Genomic DNA, 13,254 nt, shown 5'->3' on the forward strand with positions numbered 1-13,254 from the left:
AAGCGATCACAGTGATACCCCATCACGGATACAGAGCAACACGGGAAGAGCCCGCGGACCATACCTCTCTAGTGAGATTTATCGGGAGAGGGTCTGAATTGCCCACTTTCGGGCGATTATCAGCACGCCAATGCCGAAAACCGCGAACTGGACGGCCGATCCGATCAGCGCCTCCCACGGCACCTCGCCCTGTTCCATCGCGCTGCCCATGTCCCCGGAGGCCGCGACGACTCCGAACGCCACGATGTTGTTGGTCGCGTGCAGGGCGATCGGCGCCTCCAGCCCGCCGGTCCGGACCGCCAGCCACCCCATGAGCATGCCGAACGCGAAGACGTAGACGATTCCCCAGCCCGTGTACCCGTGTGAGGCGGCGAAGGCCGCCGCTCCCACCACGATCGCCGGCCACGGATTACGCAGGTACGCCCCGAACCCCTGGATGATCCACCCGCGGTAGGCGTACTCCTCGGCCGCCGACTGGAACGGCACCAGCAGCAGGATCACGATGATGGCCGGAAGGAACCGCTCCCAGCCCGCCCAGCGGAATCCGGGATCCACCCCGGCGGACATCAGCGTCACCGCCTCGACCGCCTGACCGAGCACGACCGCCACCAGCGCGACCAGCAGGCAGGCCCCCAGCCACCGCCACCGCAGCCGCAGGGCCACCGACGACAGCGACCCCGGCGGTCTTCGCTGGAACAGCCACGCCGCCCCGAGCACCAGCGGCAGCAGCAGCGCGATGACCCCCAGCTGGAATCCGAGGTCGAGGACGGGGTCGGCGAACAGCCGGGTCCCCGTCCGCACCATGGGCACGCCGGTGACCAGCGAGACCAGGAAGGCCACCAGCCCGACGACGATCGAGAGCGCCAGGAAGGCCACGATGATCGCCGCGGTCCCGGCGATCGGCCGCCACCAGCGGTGCAACGGCGTACGGGCCAGCCGGTCGTAACGGGTGCCGGGCGGGGGCGGGACGTCCCAGCGGGTACGCGGAGGCGGCCCCCACGGATAGGGCCCCGGATACTGCCCGGGATAAGGCCCCTGGTACTGCCCCGGATACTGCCCGGGATGAGGCCCCTGGTACGCGCCCGGCGGCCACCCGCCGGGCTGTTGCCGCTGTCCCCGGGACCAGGGCTGGGGCCCGATCGCCGGGTGCGGCAGCGGCTGCGGCGGGCCGGCAGGCCAGGCCGTCCCTCCCGCGTACGGCCCTGGCGCCAGGTAGGGACCGGGCATCTGAGTCGCTCCGCCGGCCTGATCCGGGCCCGGCGCCTGGTGCAGGCCCGGCGGCGTGGCCGGCGGGGAGGGGACGGCCGGATCCGGCTGTGGTTCGTTCATGTGTCCATTCTTCGCGTCCCCCGCCCGCCCTCGCGCGACGCCCCCGGCCCTGTGCCCTGCCGCGGGCGATCAGCTGGGCGGGCTGAAGGCGCTGGAGCGGGAAAGGCCGGCGGCACGGCCCTTCGCGGCCACCACCAGGGCCATCTTCCGCGACGCCTCGTCGATCATCTCGTCCCCCAGCATGACCGCGCCCCGCTTCTCGACCGTCGTGTGGTACTCGTACGCGTCGAGGATGAGCTCGGCGTGGTCGTAGTCCTTCTGCGACGGAGAGAAGACCTCGTTGGCCGCCTCCACCTGCGACGGGTGGAGCACCCACTTGCCGTCGAACCCCAGCGCGGCCGAGCGCATCGCCACCCGGCGGAAGCCGTCCAGGTCGCGGATCTGCAGGTACGGCCCGTCGATCGCCTGGAGGCCGTGCGCGCGTGCGGCCATCAGGATGCGCATGAGGATGTAGTGGTAGGCGTCCCCTTCGCCGTAGCCGGGGGGCTGCTCGCCCACGGTCAGCGTGCGCATGCCGATCGAGGCCATGAAGTCGGCGGGGCCGAAGACCAGCGTCTCCAGCCGGGGCGAGGATGCCGCGATGTCGTCCACATTGACCAGGCCCCGGGCGTCCTCGATCTGCGCCTCGATGCCGATGCCGCCCTCGGGCAGGCCGGTGGCCCGCTCGATCTGGCCGAGGAGGGTGTCGAGCCAGGCCACGTGGGAGGCGTCGGAGACCTTCGGCAGCATGAGGCAGTCGAGCCGGTCGCCCGCGCCCTCGACGACGTCGATGACGTCCCGGTAGGTCCACCGGGTGGTGAGGTCGTTGACCCGGACGACGACCGTCCTCCCCGTCCAGTCGCCCTCCCTGAGCGCGGCGACGACGTTGCGGCGCGCCTCGTCCTTGGCGCCGGGGGCGACGGAGTCCTCCAGGTCGAGGAAGATCTCGTCGGCGGCGAGGCCCTGGGCCTTCTCCAGGAAACGCGGGTTGCTGCCGGGCACCGCCAGGCACGAACGTCGAGCGCGCATGGGCCAACGGTAGCGCGGTGCATAGGCTGTCCCTCATGACCCTGTCGGTGATCGAAGAGGGCGCGAAGAAGTCCAATGTGCTGTGGCTCGGCCTGCCGTCCGGACCGCGGCTGGCCTGGCATGTCTGGCACGACGGCGCGGTCTACGTGGTGACCGGCGGCGAGGAGCAGTCCCTGCCCGGCCTGTCCGGGATCGCGGCCGGGCGGGGTGAGATCGAGGTCGTGCTGCGCAGCAAGGACAACGGCGCCGAACTCGTCCGTTTCCCGGCCGTCGCCGAGGTGGTGGACCAGGCGGCCTCCCCCGAGGCCGTGGCCGCGCTGGCCAAGGAGCGTCTCAACGCCCGCGACGCCGCCGGCCTGACCGCCCGCTGGGCCGAGCGGTCCACCGTCGTACGGCTCGTCCCCCGCACCTGAACCCCCCGGCAACTGATCCGGCCGGCACCTGAACGCTCAGGCGCGTACGGTCTCGGCCACCTCGGCGGCGTGGTGCTCCGGGCCGAGCCGTACGGTCGCGGTCTGGGCCAGCAGGGCCCCGGCGAGGACGATCACGCCTCCGGTGATCTGGGCGGCTCCCAGACGCTCGCCGAGCAGCACCCAGGCGATCACCGCTCCCGCGATGACCTCCACCGACGCGACCGTCGCGCCGACCGCGGCCGACAGCCGCCGCACGGCGGTCACCCCGGTCGTGTACGCGATCACGGTGGCCACCACGACCAGCACCACACCGGCCGCGGCGACGGGGACCGTGTGCCCGGAGACCTCGACGGCGCGGGTGAAGGCGGGCCAGTCGATGTTCCAGGGCCTGGAGACGGGCAGCAGGACCACCGCCGAGCCGAGCATGCCCCAGCCGATCAGGCCAAGGCTGTCCACATCGTCCCCGAATGAGTCGCTCATCAGGAAATATCCAGCGCAGCAGGCGGCGGCGATCAGAGCGAGCAGCAGCCCGAGCGCGTCGAGGCGCAGCCCCTCCCAGACCTGCACGACGATCGCCAGGCCGACGATCGCGATCAGCGCCCCCAGGTAGGCCGAGCGCGGCAGTCGTACGCGCCGGACGAACCGCACCCACAGGACCACCATCACCGGCGAGGTGTACTCGATTAGCAGCGCGACGCCGACCGGCAGCCGGGTGATGGCCACGAAATACAGGGCCTGCACGGCGGCCACGGCGACCACGGCGTACGCCGCGAAGAACAGCAGGCGGTCGCGGGGGATGCGCAGCGCGCGCGGCCTGACGGCGGCCAGGACCGCCAGCAGGAGCACCCCGGCCCCCGCCATGCGGATCCACACGGCCTCCAGCGGCGTGAGCCCCGCAATGCCGATGATCTTCGCCATCGGTCCGGAGAACCCGAAGCAGAAGGCCGAGACGCCCGCGATCGCCAGGCTGACAGCCCTCATCGTCACCTGCCCATGTAATTACCAATAAACGGCTTTGATCCTGTCATAACCCGGAGCGGTCCGCATCCTTGCGTAACCTGACAGAGTGGATCGGATCTTCGTGGCCCGCCTGACGGGGCTGGCGGTCTTCGACCCGGCCGGCGACCAGATCGGCCGGATCCGGGACGTCGTCGTCTCGCTGCGAGGACCGCTGCTCCCCCGGGTCCACGGCTTCGTCGTCGAGGTCCAGCCACGCCGCCGGGTCTTCCTGCCGATCACGAGGGTCACCGGCATCGAGGCCCGCGCCGTCATCTTCACCGGCAAGCTCAACATGCGCAGGTTCGAGTGCCGGGACGCCGAGACGCTGGCCATCGGGGAGATGCTCGACCGCGTCGTCGAGTACAAGGGCCAGCGGGTGACCGTGCAGGACCTGGCCATGGAGCAGCCCCGGCCGTCCGACTGGCTCATCACAAAGGTCGCGGTACGCCGCGGGAGCCGGCGCAGGGGCGAGACGCTGATCGTGGACTGGGACGAGGTCAGCGGCTTCACGGGGATCCAGAAGGACCAGGGCGCGGCCAACCTGCTCGCCGTCTTCGAGGCGCTGCGCCCGGCCGACCTCGCGAACATGCTGCACGAGCTGCCCAGCAAGCGGATGGCCGAGGTCGCCGCGGCCCTGGACGACGACCGGCTCGCCGACGTGCTGGAGGAGCTGCCCGAGCGCGACCAGGTGCTCGTGCTGAGCAGGCTGCACCGCGAGCGCGCCGCCGACGTGCTTGAAGAGATGAGCCCGGACGACGCCGCCGACCTGCTGCAGGAGCTGCCCGCCGAGCAGGCCGAGGGGCTGCTGCGGCTCATGGTGCCGGAGGAGGCCGCGCCGGTCCGGCGGCTGCTGACCTACGACGAGTTCACCGCCGGCGGCATGATGACGACCGAGCCGGTGATCCTCCCGCCGACCTCGACCGTGGCCGAGGCCCTCGCGCACATCCGCCAGGAGGAGCGGCCCCCCGCCATCGCCGCCCAGGTGTACGTCACCCGCCCGCCGAGCGAGACGCCGACCGGGCGCTTCCTGGGGGTGGCGCATTTCCAGCGCCTGCTGCGGGAGCCGCCGTCGACGCTGCTCGGCAGCGTGATAGACATCACCGTGGACCCGATCAGGCCCGAACTCACCGTGCACGAGGTGGCGGCCTACCTCGCCACCTACAACCTGGTCGCGGTCCCCGTCGTGGACGAGCTGTGCCGGCTGCTCGGCGCGGTGACCGTCGACGACGTGCTGGACCACATGCTGCCGGAGGACTGGCGGGAACGCCCATGACAGAACGCCTCGATCAGCCGCGCGAGCTGACCCCCCGGCTGCGGATCTACTACGATCCCGAGGCGTTCGGCGAGTTCTCGGAACGGTTCGCGCGCTTCCTCGGCACGGCACGGTTCATCGTCTACATGACCGTGTTCGTCGGGGTGTGGTTGCTGTGGAACGTGTTCGCGCCGTACAAGTTCGACCCCTATCCGTTCATCTTCCTGACCCTGATGCTCTCGCTCCAGGCGTCGTACGCCGCGCCGCTGATCCTGCTGGCGCAGAACCGGCAGGCCGACCGCGACCGCGTCCAGTACGAGCAGGACAGGACGACGGCCGAGCGCAACCAGGCCGAGATCGAGTACCTCACCCGGGAGATCGCCGGCCTGCGCATGGCGCTTGGCGAGGTCGCCACGCGCGACTACATCCGCTCCGAGCTCCAGCGTCTGCAGGACGAGCTGAGCGCCGATACGCCTAGATCGCGTGGGCCGGGTTCTGAGGATCCCCGCTGAGTCCATAGCATGGATTCATGGCACCATCCCCTGAACTGGTCATGGCCGCGCTGGCGACAGTGAACGATCCGGAGATCCGCCGGCCGATCACCGAGCTCGGCATGGTCAAGAACGTCGACATCTCCCCCGACGGGGTGGTGCGCGTTGGCGTGCTCCTGACCGTCGCCGGCTGTCCGCTGAAGGACACCATCACCCGCGACGTCACCGGAGCCGTGTCCCGGATCGACGGCGTGTCCCGCGTGCACGTGGACATGGACGTCATGAGCGCGGAGCAGCGCAAGGAACTACAGACGAAGCTGCGCGGCGACCGCGGGCCGGAGAAGGAGATCCCCTTCGCCAAGCCCGGCTCGCTGACCCGCGTGTTCGCGGTCGCGAGCGGCAAGGGCGGCGTCGGCAAGTCGTCGGTCACGGTGAACCTCGCCGCGGCGATGGCCGCCCAGGGCCTGAAGGTCGGCGTCGTGGACGCCGACATCTACGGCCACTCGGTGCCGCGCATGCTCGGCGTGAGCGAGCGGCCCACCAAGGTCGAGGACATGATCATGCCGCCGGTGGCGCATGACATCAAGGTCATCTCGGTCGGCATGTTCAAGCCCGAGGGCAACACGCCCGTGGTGTGGCGCGGCCCGATGCTCGACCGTGCGCTCTACCAGTTCCTCACCGACGTCTACTGGGGCGACCTCGACGTCCTGCTGATGGACCTGCCCCCGGGCACCGGCGACATCGCGATCTCGGTCGCCCAGCGGATGCCCACGGCCGAGATCCTGGTCGTGACGACCCCGCAGCAGGCCGCCGCCGAGGTGGCCGAGCGCGCCGGGTCGATCGCCGCCCAGACCCACCAGCAGATCGCGGGCGTCATCGAGAACATGGCGTGGCTGCCCTGCCCGCACTGCGACGAGCGCATCTCGGTGTTCGGCGAGGGCGGCGGCCAGACCGTGGCCGACGCGCTCACCCGCACGCTGGGCGCGCGCGTGCCGCTGCTCGGTCAGGTGCCGATCGACATGCGGCTGCGTGAGGGCGGCGACGAGGGCAAGCCGCTCGTGCTGACCGACCCCGACGCCCCGGCGGCCGCGGAGCTGCGCCGTATCGCGTCCGGCCTCGGCAGGAAGCCGACCAGCCTCAAGGGCCTGAAGCTCGACATCTCGCCGGTCAAGCACTGACCCGGATCAGGTCGCCTCGTTGTCGTACGGCGGGATCTCCCCCACGCCCAGCTCCGGCGTGGGGGCGGCCGCCGGCTCCGTCTCCAGTCCCGGCGTGGCGTTCCAGTCCTTCTCGATGTCGTCGAGCAGGTGTTTGCGCACGAAGTTCTTCGGATTGAGGTCGGCCGGGTCGAAGTTGGCGAACTCGGGCCCCATGTTGGCCTGCAGGTCCGCCTTCGCGTTGTTGGCCATCTGCCGGAGCTGCCGGAGCGTGCGGCCCGCCTGCGAGGCGGCCTGAGGCAGCTTCTCCGGCCCGAAGACGAGCAGGGCGATCACCACCAGTGCCAGGGCCTCCCCCCAGCCGAGTCCGAACATGGCGATCTCCTCCTGCACGTGCGACGCTGAAATCAGACTAATGCCCGCGCCCCGAGCTGTGGACAGGGGACGCCCTGCTTCATGGGCCCTGCTTCACGGGCCCTGCTTCATGAAGGCCGCGCGCTGGGCGCCGGCGCCGCGCCGACCGTGACCGTGGCCGTCCGCATCTCGCCGTCGTGCCGGAATTTGATTCGCACCTGGTCGCCGGGGGCCTTGCTGCGGATGGTCACGATCAGCTCCCGGCTGTCGCTCACGGGCTGACCGTCGACCTCCAGGATGACGTCCCCCGCGTGCAGGCCCGCCTTCGCGGCCGGGCCGCCCGGCGTGACCGGCGCGGCCCCGGCCTCCGCCCGGGTCGCGATCCGCACCCCCTGGCCCTGGTAGCCCTGGTCGATCGTGATCCCGATCCTGGAGGTGCGGGCCGTTCCCGTGGTGATGAGCTCCTGGGCGATCCTGCGCACCTGGTTGACCGGGATCGCGAAGCCGAGGCCGATGCTGCCGGACTGCTCGCCCAGCAGGGAGCCGCCGACCGTGGCGATCGCCGAGTTCACCCCGATCACCTCACCCGCGGTGTTGACCAGGGGGCCGCCCGAGTTGCCGGGGTTGATGGCGGCGTCGGTCTGGATCGCGTTGATGAGCGCGTAGTCGGACCCCGTGCTGCCGCCCGCCTCGACGGGCCGGTTGAGCGAGCTGATGATGCCGGTGGTGACCGTGCCGCTCAGGCCGAGGGGCGAGCCGACCGCGATGACCGGGTCGCCCACGACCGCGCCGTCGGAGTTGCCGAGGGGCAGCTCCGGCGCCTTGGCGGGCGCGTCGGGCTTCACGACCGCGATGTCGGAGTTCGGGTCGCGGCCGACGACACGCGCCCCCGAGGACGTGCGGTCGTTGTAGCGGATGCGGATCTCCCCGGCCTGTCCCGCGACGGCCACGACATGGTTGTTCGTAACGATGTAGCCGCCCCTGATGACGAAGCCCGATCCGGTGCCGGACTCGCTGTTGCCCTTGACCTCCAGCGACACCACGCTGGGCAGGACCTTTGCGGCCACCCCGGCCACCGACTCCGGCGGCCGGGCCGTGGGCTGCTTCGACGGAGTGCTCAGCGCGTATCCGGGGTCGATGCCGGGGGCCGGACGCGTCAGCAGGAACGTCCCCCAGCTCGCCACCCCCGCCGCCACGAGCGCGATGACCACGGCCAGGGCGGCGTACAGCGCGATGTTGGGGCCGCGCGACTCGCGCGGCGGCACGACGGGATACAGCGGCGGCGGAGCCCAGCCGGGGCCCATGCCGTACGCGCCGGTGGGAGGCGGAGGGCCGGCCTGCGCCCCCTCCCGTGCCCCCTCCTGCGGTCTCTCCCCGGGGGCGCCCCACGAGCCCGCAGGCGGCTCCTGAGAGGGCCCCTGCGGGGGCTCCTCGCCCGCGGGAAGGAACTCGGGCCGGTCCGACGCGCCGAAGGGTCGCGTGTTGTCGGTCATCGCGGCAGTCACTCCTCGCGCACGGCGTCATCCGCTGGCAGCCGGGCGGCCATGCCGGCGACCATGAGGAAAGCGGCACACGACGGCTGTGGTGTCCGATCGTATGCCGATTCCTCCGATCAGCGCGAAAGCCCCCTGGTGACACTGGGTGACGGGGTGGGCGACACGCTCACCACGGGTGCCCTGTTCTGGCCGGGGTGCTGTACGAACATCTGCCCGGGCGTCGGGTTGGGGGTGGCTGTGGATCCGCCGGCCATGAGCATGGTGCCGAGGGCGACGGCGGCGCCGGCCATTCCCACGGCGACGTACCCCGCGCGTCTGATCCTGCCGGGCCGCCCCGGGCCCGATCGTCCGTCGTCCCGTCCCCGGGGCCGGTTGTCCATCGGCCCGGCGGCGTGCATTCCGGGCAGCCGCCCCGCGCCGAAGGCCGGATGGTCGGGAAAGGGCCGCATCCGCGGCGGCAACGGCCCTCCCGGCTCCGCCATACGCAGCAGCGACATGGTGAGGTCCGCCGGCATGGCGGGCGGATCCATGGACCGCAGGCGTGTCTTCAGCGCCCGCATCGCGTCGACCTCCGCACGGCAGTCCGCGCAGAAGGTCAGGTGCGCGAGGGCGCGTTCCCGCTCGTTGTGACTGAGTTCGCCGTCGATGAGCGCGGAGACGCGCTCGCCAAGATGACTCACAGTCCCTCCCTGCTGAATGAAGGGGGGGTTTGATCGCCGTTCCGGTTCGCGGAGGGCGCCCGGTGGTCGAGTGCCTCCCGCAGTTGGGCGCGGCCGCGGTGAATGCGGCTGCGCACCGTGCCGAGTTTCACGCCGAGTGTCGCGGCGATCTCCTCGTAGGACAGTCCCTCGATGTCGCACAGCACCACGGCCGCGCGGAACTCCGGCGCCAGGGCGTCGAGCGCGGCCTGGATGTCGGGCTCCAGGTGCGCGTCGTCGTACGCCTGCGCCGGGGACGGCTCGCGGCCGTGCAGCCGCTCGGCGGCGTCGTCCGCGAGCCCCTCGAAGCGGATGCGCTGCTTGCGCCGCGCCATGTCGAGGAAGAGGTTCGTCGTGATCCGGTGCAGCCACCCCTCGAACGTGCCCGGGGTGTAGCTGGAAAGGGACCGGAAGACCCGGACGAAGACCTCCTGAGTGAGGTCCTCGGCGTCGTGGACGTTGCCCGTCAGCCGATAGGCCAGCCGGTAGACCCGGGTGGAATGAGTTCGGACGACCTCCTCCCATGTGGGAGGCGTCCAGTCGGACACCGAAGTCTCCGCCTGGTGGTCGTGCTCGTCCACCGGCATTCCTCTCTGCAGGATCGTCGCTACAGCCATAGTGCCTGGTTTCGCCCCTTCCTGCGCACCGCGGGCTGAGCGGTCTCGAACAAAGACCGTTCAAAGCGTGCAACGTCCCCGTTGTGGCGTGAGTTCCCGTTCCGGTCCGACTCCCCTAGGCTGCGACCAAGATGAAGCAGGGGAGGGAGAGGCCGATGGCGACACCGGCCAGCCTGGAGTACGCGGAGGAGTTCGTCCCGGAGGACGACATCCTGCGGACCGCGCGCCGGCGTGGCATCGAGGTCGGAGCGCGCCCGATGCTGCCCGGGTGCGGAGCGGCGCTCTGCTTCCTCGCCACCGTCGTGAACGCGCGCTCGGTGGTGGAGGTCGGCACCGGGTGCGGAGTCTCCGGCCTGTGGCTGCTGCGCGGGATGCGCCCGGACGGCACGCTCACGAGCGTGGACGTGGAGCCGGAGCACCAGCGCATGGCTCGCCAGACGTTCGCGGAGGCGGGATTCTCCGGCAGCCGGATCCGCCTCATCGGCGGCCGCGCGCTCGACGTCCTCCCCCGCCTCGCCGACGGCGGCTACGACATGGTCTTCTGCGACGCGGCCAAGCAGGAGTACATCGACTACCTCACCGAGTCCGTACGGCTCCTGCGCCGGGGCGGGGTCGTCGTCTTCGGCGACGCCTTCTGCGACGACCAGGTGGCCGACCCCACGCAGCGCGACCCCGACACGGTCGCCATCCGCGAACTGGGCAAGCTCGTCAGGAACGACGAGCGGCTGCGCCCGCTGATGCTGCCGCTCGGCTCCGGCCTGCTGGCCGCCGTGAAACTTTCCTGAGCGGCGTCAGCCGGTCAGGTAGCGCAGCAGCAGGCGGACGCCGAAGCCCGTGCCGCCCTTGGTGATCTCCGCCTCGTCCGAGCCGGCCCGCGCGGGCCCCGCGATGTCCAGGTGAGCCCAGGGCCGGCCGCCGGTGAACTCGCGCAGGAACAGCGCCGCGGTGATCGACCCCGCCGCGCCCGACTTCATCCTGTCGATGTTGGACAGGTCGGCCACGTCCGAGTCGAGCATCGCGCGGTAGTCCTCGACCAGCGGCATCCGCCACAGCCGCTCCCCGCTGGCCTCCCCCGCGCCGGTCAGCGCGGCGGCCAGCGACTCGTCGGTCGCGTAGACGGCCGCGACCGACTGCCCGAGCGCGACCTTGGCCGCACCGGTCAACGTCGCGATGTCGATGACGACGTCCGGGTCCAGCTCGGCGTCGGCGTACGCCAGCGCGTCGGCCAGCACGAGACGGCCCTCGGCGTCGGTGTTCAGCACCTCGACCGTGCGCCCGCCGTACTGGGTGATGACGTCTCCGGGCCGCTGCGCCGATCCGGAGATGGAGTTCTCGGCGCATGCCACGAGGCCGGTGACGCGCACCGGCACCTCGAAGGCCGCCAGCGCGCTCATCGCGGCGATGACGGCGGCTCCGCCCGCCATGTCCGTCTTCATCGCCTTCATGCCCTCGGTGGGCTTCAGGGACAGGCCGCCGGTGTCGAAGGTGATGCCCTTGCCTGCGAGCACCACGTGGGTCGTGGCGCCCTCGGGGGCGTAGGAGAGCATGACCAGCCGGGGCGGGCTCACCGACCCCTGCCCCACCGCCCGGATGCCGCCGAACTCGCCGAGCTCGGCCTCCTCCCACACGCGCACGCCGAGCCCGGACTCGGCCGCGACCGCCACGGCCTGCTCGGCGAGCCAGGCGGGCGTCTTCACCGACGACGGGGTGTTGACGAGGTCGCGGGCGAGCGCCGTGGCCCGCGCGACCGCCTCGCCGCGCTTCAGGTCGCGCTCGTCCCCGCCGACGAAGACGATCTCGCCCACCGGCTTCGTGCGGCCGTTGCCGATGGTGAAGGTGTATGCCGCGAGCAGCGCGCCCTCGACCAGGGCGGCGGCGTCCCCCTCGGAAGGGACGACGACCGACAGCGACGCCCGGCCCTTCGCCCGCCTCGCGACGGCCGCTCCGGCCTTGCGCAGCGCGGCGGCCGAGCCGTCGCCGGTGCCGTACAGCAGAACACGCCGCACCCCGCCGTCCCGGACGGTGGGCATCTCCACGACCTCGCCGGGCTCTCCCTTGGCCTCGTAGTGCGCCAGCAGCGCGTCCACCGGCACGGGCGGCTCCAGCCAGGGCGCCGGGGCGAGGGCCAGATCAGGGCCGAAAGGCACGGCCACCAGCTCGGCGTCCGGCGCGGGGCCGGCACCGTGGGGACCGTTGACACCGCGGGAACCGGCGAGGACCGGCGTGGTCTCGATGGGCACGTCCACCTCCAACAGGGCGGCCCCGGCGCGGGAGCACCCGCCGCCAGGGCCGTGAATCTAACAGGTCGGCTGACGAATCAGCCGACCACCTTCTTGAGCGCATCACCGAGGGCGCTGGCCTCGTCCGCGGACAGCTCCACGACGAGTCGGCCGCCACCTTCGAGAGGGACCCGCATGACGATGCCCCGTCCTTCCTTGGTGACCTCCAGCGGACCGTCACCGGTCCGCGGCTTCATCGCCGCCATGCGTGTATCCCTTCCCGCGTTGTCGGCCGCCCCGGAGGGTAACCGGCGTATTCACGTTTCTGTGATGTTCTATTATCCCGCCTCCGAGCTCAAAAAGGTAACGGCCCGGCTCCGGTCAGTGGATCAATGCGACGCGGCACGCGTTGTGGGCGGACCGGACGTGACCCCACACTGGGTGGGGTGAACGCCCGAGCCGCGCTTTTCGATCTCTATGGGGACCACCTTCGCACCCGTGGCGGCCGTGCATCCGTGGCCGCGCTCGTAAGGTTGCTCGCACCGCTCGACATCGCGGCGCCGGCCGTACGGACCGCGATATCCCGCATGGTCAGGCAGGGCTGGCTCGATCCCGTACGGTTGCCGCAGGGACCGGGATACGCGGTCACGCCGAAGTGCGAACGCAGGCTCGACGAGACGGTCGCCCGCGTCTACAGCGGGGGCGACACGCCGTGGACCGGCCGCTGGCACGTTCTGGTGCTCGAACCGGTCAGGGACCGGGCGCGCCGTGAGCGGCTGCGCGCCGATCTCGCCTTCCTCGGGTACGCCCCGCTGTCGGAGACGACCTGGATCGGACCCCGGCCCTCGCCGGAACTCGACGCGCTGCGGGTGCCGGGCCACCGGTTCGACGCCGCGTACGAGGGCGACCCGCGGGACCTGCTCGCCCGCGCGTGGGACCTGGACGCCATCGGCAGCGCGTACGAGGATTGGCTGGCCAGCGCGGCGGACCTGGTCGGCTCGCTGCCGGACGACGCCGCGGACGACCGGGTCTTCGCCGTCCGCAGCAGACTCGTGCACGGGTGGCGCAACTTCCTGTTCCGCGACCCGGGGCTGCCCGCCGACCTGCTGCCGCCGGGCTGGCCGGGCGACAAGGCCCGCGCCTTCTTCGATCAGGAGGCCGCCCGGCTGCTGCCCGCCGCCGCCGCGTTCGTGGACCGCACACTGAATGGAGCCGCCTGAG

The 13,254-nt window shown here is 71.6% G+C and carries 15 protein-coding genes; 6 read left to right on the forward strand and 9 right to left on the reverse strand.

Annotation, left to right across the window (positions count from 1 at the left end):
* Window positions 1–78: 78 nt before the first annotated feature.
* Window positions 79–1,329, reverse strand: coding sequence for a CPBP family glutamic-type intramembrane protease (locus ACQPZZ_RS34690; RefSeq protein WP_432926073.1), 1,251 nt, complete (start codon window positions 1,327–1,329; stop codon window positions 79–81).
* Window positions 1,330–1,398: 69 nt separating this feature from the next.
* Window positions 1,399–2,337, reverse strand: coding sequence for an HpcH/HpaI aldolase/citrate lyase family protein (locus ACQPZZ_RS34695; protein ID WP_432926075.1), 939 nt, complete (start codon window positions 2,335–2,337; stop codon window positions 1,399–1,401).
* Window positions 2,338–2,372: 35 nt separating this feature from the next.
* On the opposite strand from ACQPZZ_RS34695, the gene ACQPZZ_RS34700 reads away from it, so the two are divergent.
* Window positions 2,373–2,750 (forward strand): hypothetical protein, encoded by a 378-nt coding sequence (locus tag ACQPZZ_RS34700; RefSeq protein ID WP_432926077.1) that lies wholly within the window; start codon window positions 2,373–2,375, stop codon window positions 2,748–2,750.
* Between the two features lie 36 nt (window positions 2,751–2,786).
* Here the strand turns inward: ACQPZZ_RS34700 and ACQPZZ_RS34705 are convergent, their stop codons facing one another.
* Window positions 2,787–3,731, reverse strand: a complete 945-nt coding sequence (locus tag ACQPZZ_RS34705; protein ID WP_432934644.1) for an EamA family transporter — start codon at window positions 3,729–3,731, stop codon at window positions 2,787–2,789.
* 85 nt (window positions 3,732–3,816) lie between these two features.
* Here ACQPZZ_RS34705 and ACQPZZ_RS34710 point away from each other — a divergent pair, with 85 nt between their 5' ends.
* From ACQPZZ_RS34710 to ACQPZZ_RS34720, 3 genes are read left to right on the forward strand one after another with little or no spacing between them, the layout of a single operon-like run.
* Complete coding sequence (locus ACQPZZ_RS34710; protein ID WP_432926079.1) at window positions 3,817–5,022, forward strand: magnesium transporter MgtE N-terminal domain-containing protein; 1,206 nt, start codon at window positions 3,817–3,819, stop codon at window positions 5,020–5,022.
* Window positions 5,019–5,513: a DUF1003 domain-containing protein gene (locus ACQPZZ_RS34715; RefSeq protein ID WP_432926081.1), complete on the forward strand. Its 495-nt coding sequence runs from the start codon at window positions 5,019–5,021 to the stop codon at window positions 5,511–5,513. The genes ACQPZZ_RS34710 and ACQPZZ_RS34715 overlap by 4 nt, the downstream gene beginning before the upstream one ends.
* A gap of 17 nt (window positions 5,514–5,530) precedes the next feature.
* On the forward strand, window positions 5,531–6,670 hold the full coding sequence (locus tag ACQPZZ_RS34720) for an Mrp/NBP35 family ATP-binding protein (RefSeq protein ID WP_363646961.1): 1,140 nt from the start codon (window positions 5,531–5,533) through the stop codon (window positions 6,668–6,670).
* 6 nt (window positions 6,671–6,676) lie between these two features.
* On the opposite strand, the gene ACQPZZ_RS34725 is transcribed toward ACQPZZ_RS34720, so the two are convergent.
* The 4 genes from ACQPZZ_RS34725 to sigE all read right to left on the reverse strand — a co-directional run bounded on the left by ACQPZZ_RS34725 (window position 6,677) and on the right by sigE (window position 9,784).
* Window positions 6,677–7,024 (reverse strand): sec-independent translocase, encoded by a 348-nt coding sequence (locus ACQPZZ_RS34725; protein WP_363646962.1) that lies wholly within the window; start codon window positions 7,022–7,024, stop codon window positions 6,677–6,679.
* A 107-nt stretch (window positions 7,025–7,131) separates the two neighbouring features.
* Complete coding sequence (locus tag ACQPZZ_RS34730) at window positions 7,132–8,496, reverse strand: S1C family serine protease (RefSeq protein WP_432926084.1); 1,365 nt, start codon at window positions 8,494–8,496, stop codon at window positions 7,132–7,134.
* Window positions 8,497–8,615: 119 nt separating this feature from the next.
* Window positions 8,616–9,179, reverse strand: a complete 564-nt coding sequence (locus tag ACQPZZ_RS34735) for an anti-sigma factor family protein (RefSeq protein WP_363646964.1) — start codon at window positions 9,177–9,179, stop codon at window positions 8,616–8,618.
* Complete coding sequence (gene sigE / locus ACQPZZ_RS34740; RefSeq protein ID WP_432934646.1) at window positions 9,176–9,784, reverse strand: RNA polymerase sigma factor SigE; 609 nt, start codon at window positions 9,782–9,784, stop codon at window positions 9,176–9,178. Before sigE ends, ACQPZZ_RS34735 begins: the two co-directional genes overlap by 4 nt.
* A 185-nt stretch (window positions 9,785–9,969) precedes the next feature.
* On the opposite strand from sigE, the gene ACQPZZ_RS34745 reads away from it, so the two are divergent.
* On the forward strand, window positions 9,970–10,599 hold the full coding sequence (locus ACQPZZ_RS34745) for an O-methyltransferase (protein WP_363646965.1): 630 nt from the start codon (window positions 9,970–9,972) through the stop codon (window positions 10,597–10,599).
* Between the two features lie 6 nt (window positions 10,600–10,605).
* Here the strand turns inward: ACQPZZ_RS34745 and ACQPZZ_RS34750 are convergent, their stop codons facing one another.
* Together ACQPZZ_RS34750 and ACQPZZ_RS34755 are read right to left on the reverse strand one after the other, a co-directional pair.
* Window positions 10,606–12,054: a leucyl aminopeptidase gene (locus tag ACQPZZ_RS34750; protein WP_432926087.1), complete on the reverse strand. Its 1,449-nt coding sequence runs from the start codon at window positions 12,052–12,054 to the stop codon at window positions 10,606–10,608.
* Window positions 12,055–12,131: 77 nt separating this feature from the next.
* Window positions 12,132–12,299 carry a DUF3117 domain-containing protein gene (locus ACQPZZ_RS34755; protein WP_076433904.1) on the reverse strand — a complete coding sequence of 56 codons (168 nt, stop codon included), beginning with the start codon at window positions 12,297–12,299 and terminating at the stop codon, window positions 12,132–12,134.
* Between the two features lie 126 nt (window positions 12,300–12,425).
* Between ACQPZZ_RS34755 and ACQPZZ_RS34760 the strand changes: the two genes are divergently transcribed.
* Complete coding sequence (locus ACQPZZ_RS34760) at window positions 12,426–13,253, forward strand: PaaX family transcriptional regulator (protein WP_363646966.1); 828 nt, start codon at window positions 12,426–12,428, stop codon at window positions 13,251–13,253.
* Window position 13,254: the final 1 nt, after the last annotated feature.

Source organism: Microbispora sp. CA-135349 (assembly GCF_050947365.1).
Taxonomy (GTDB): domain Bacteria; phylum Actinomycetota; class Actinomycetes; order Streptosporangiales; family Streptosporangiaceae; genus Microbispora.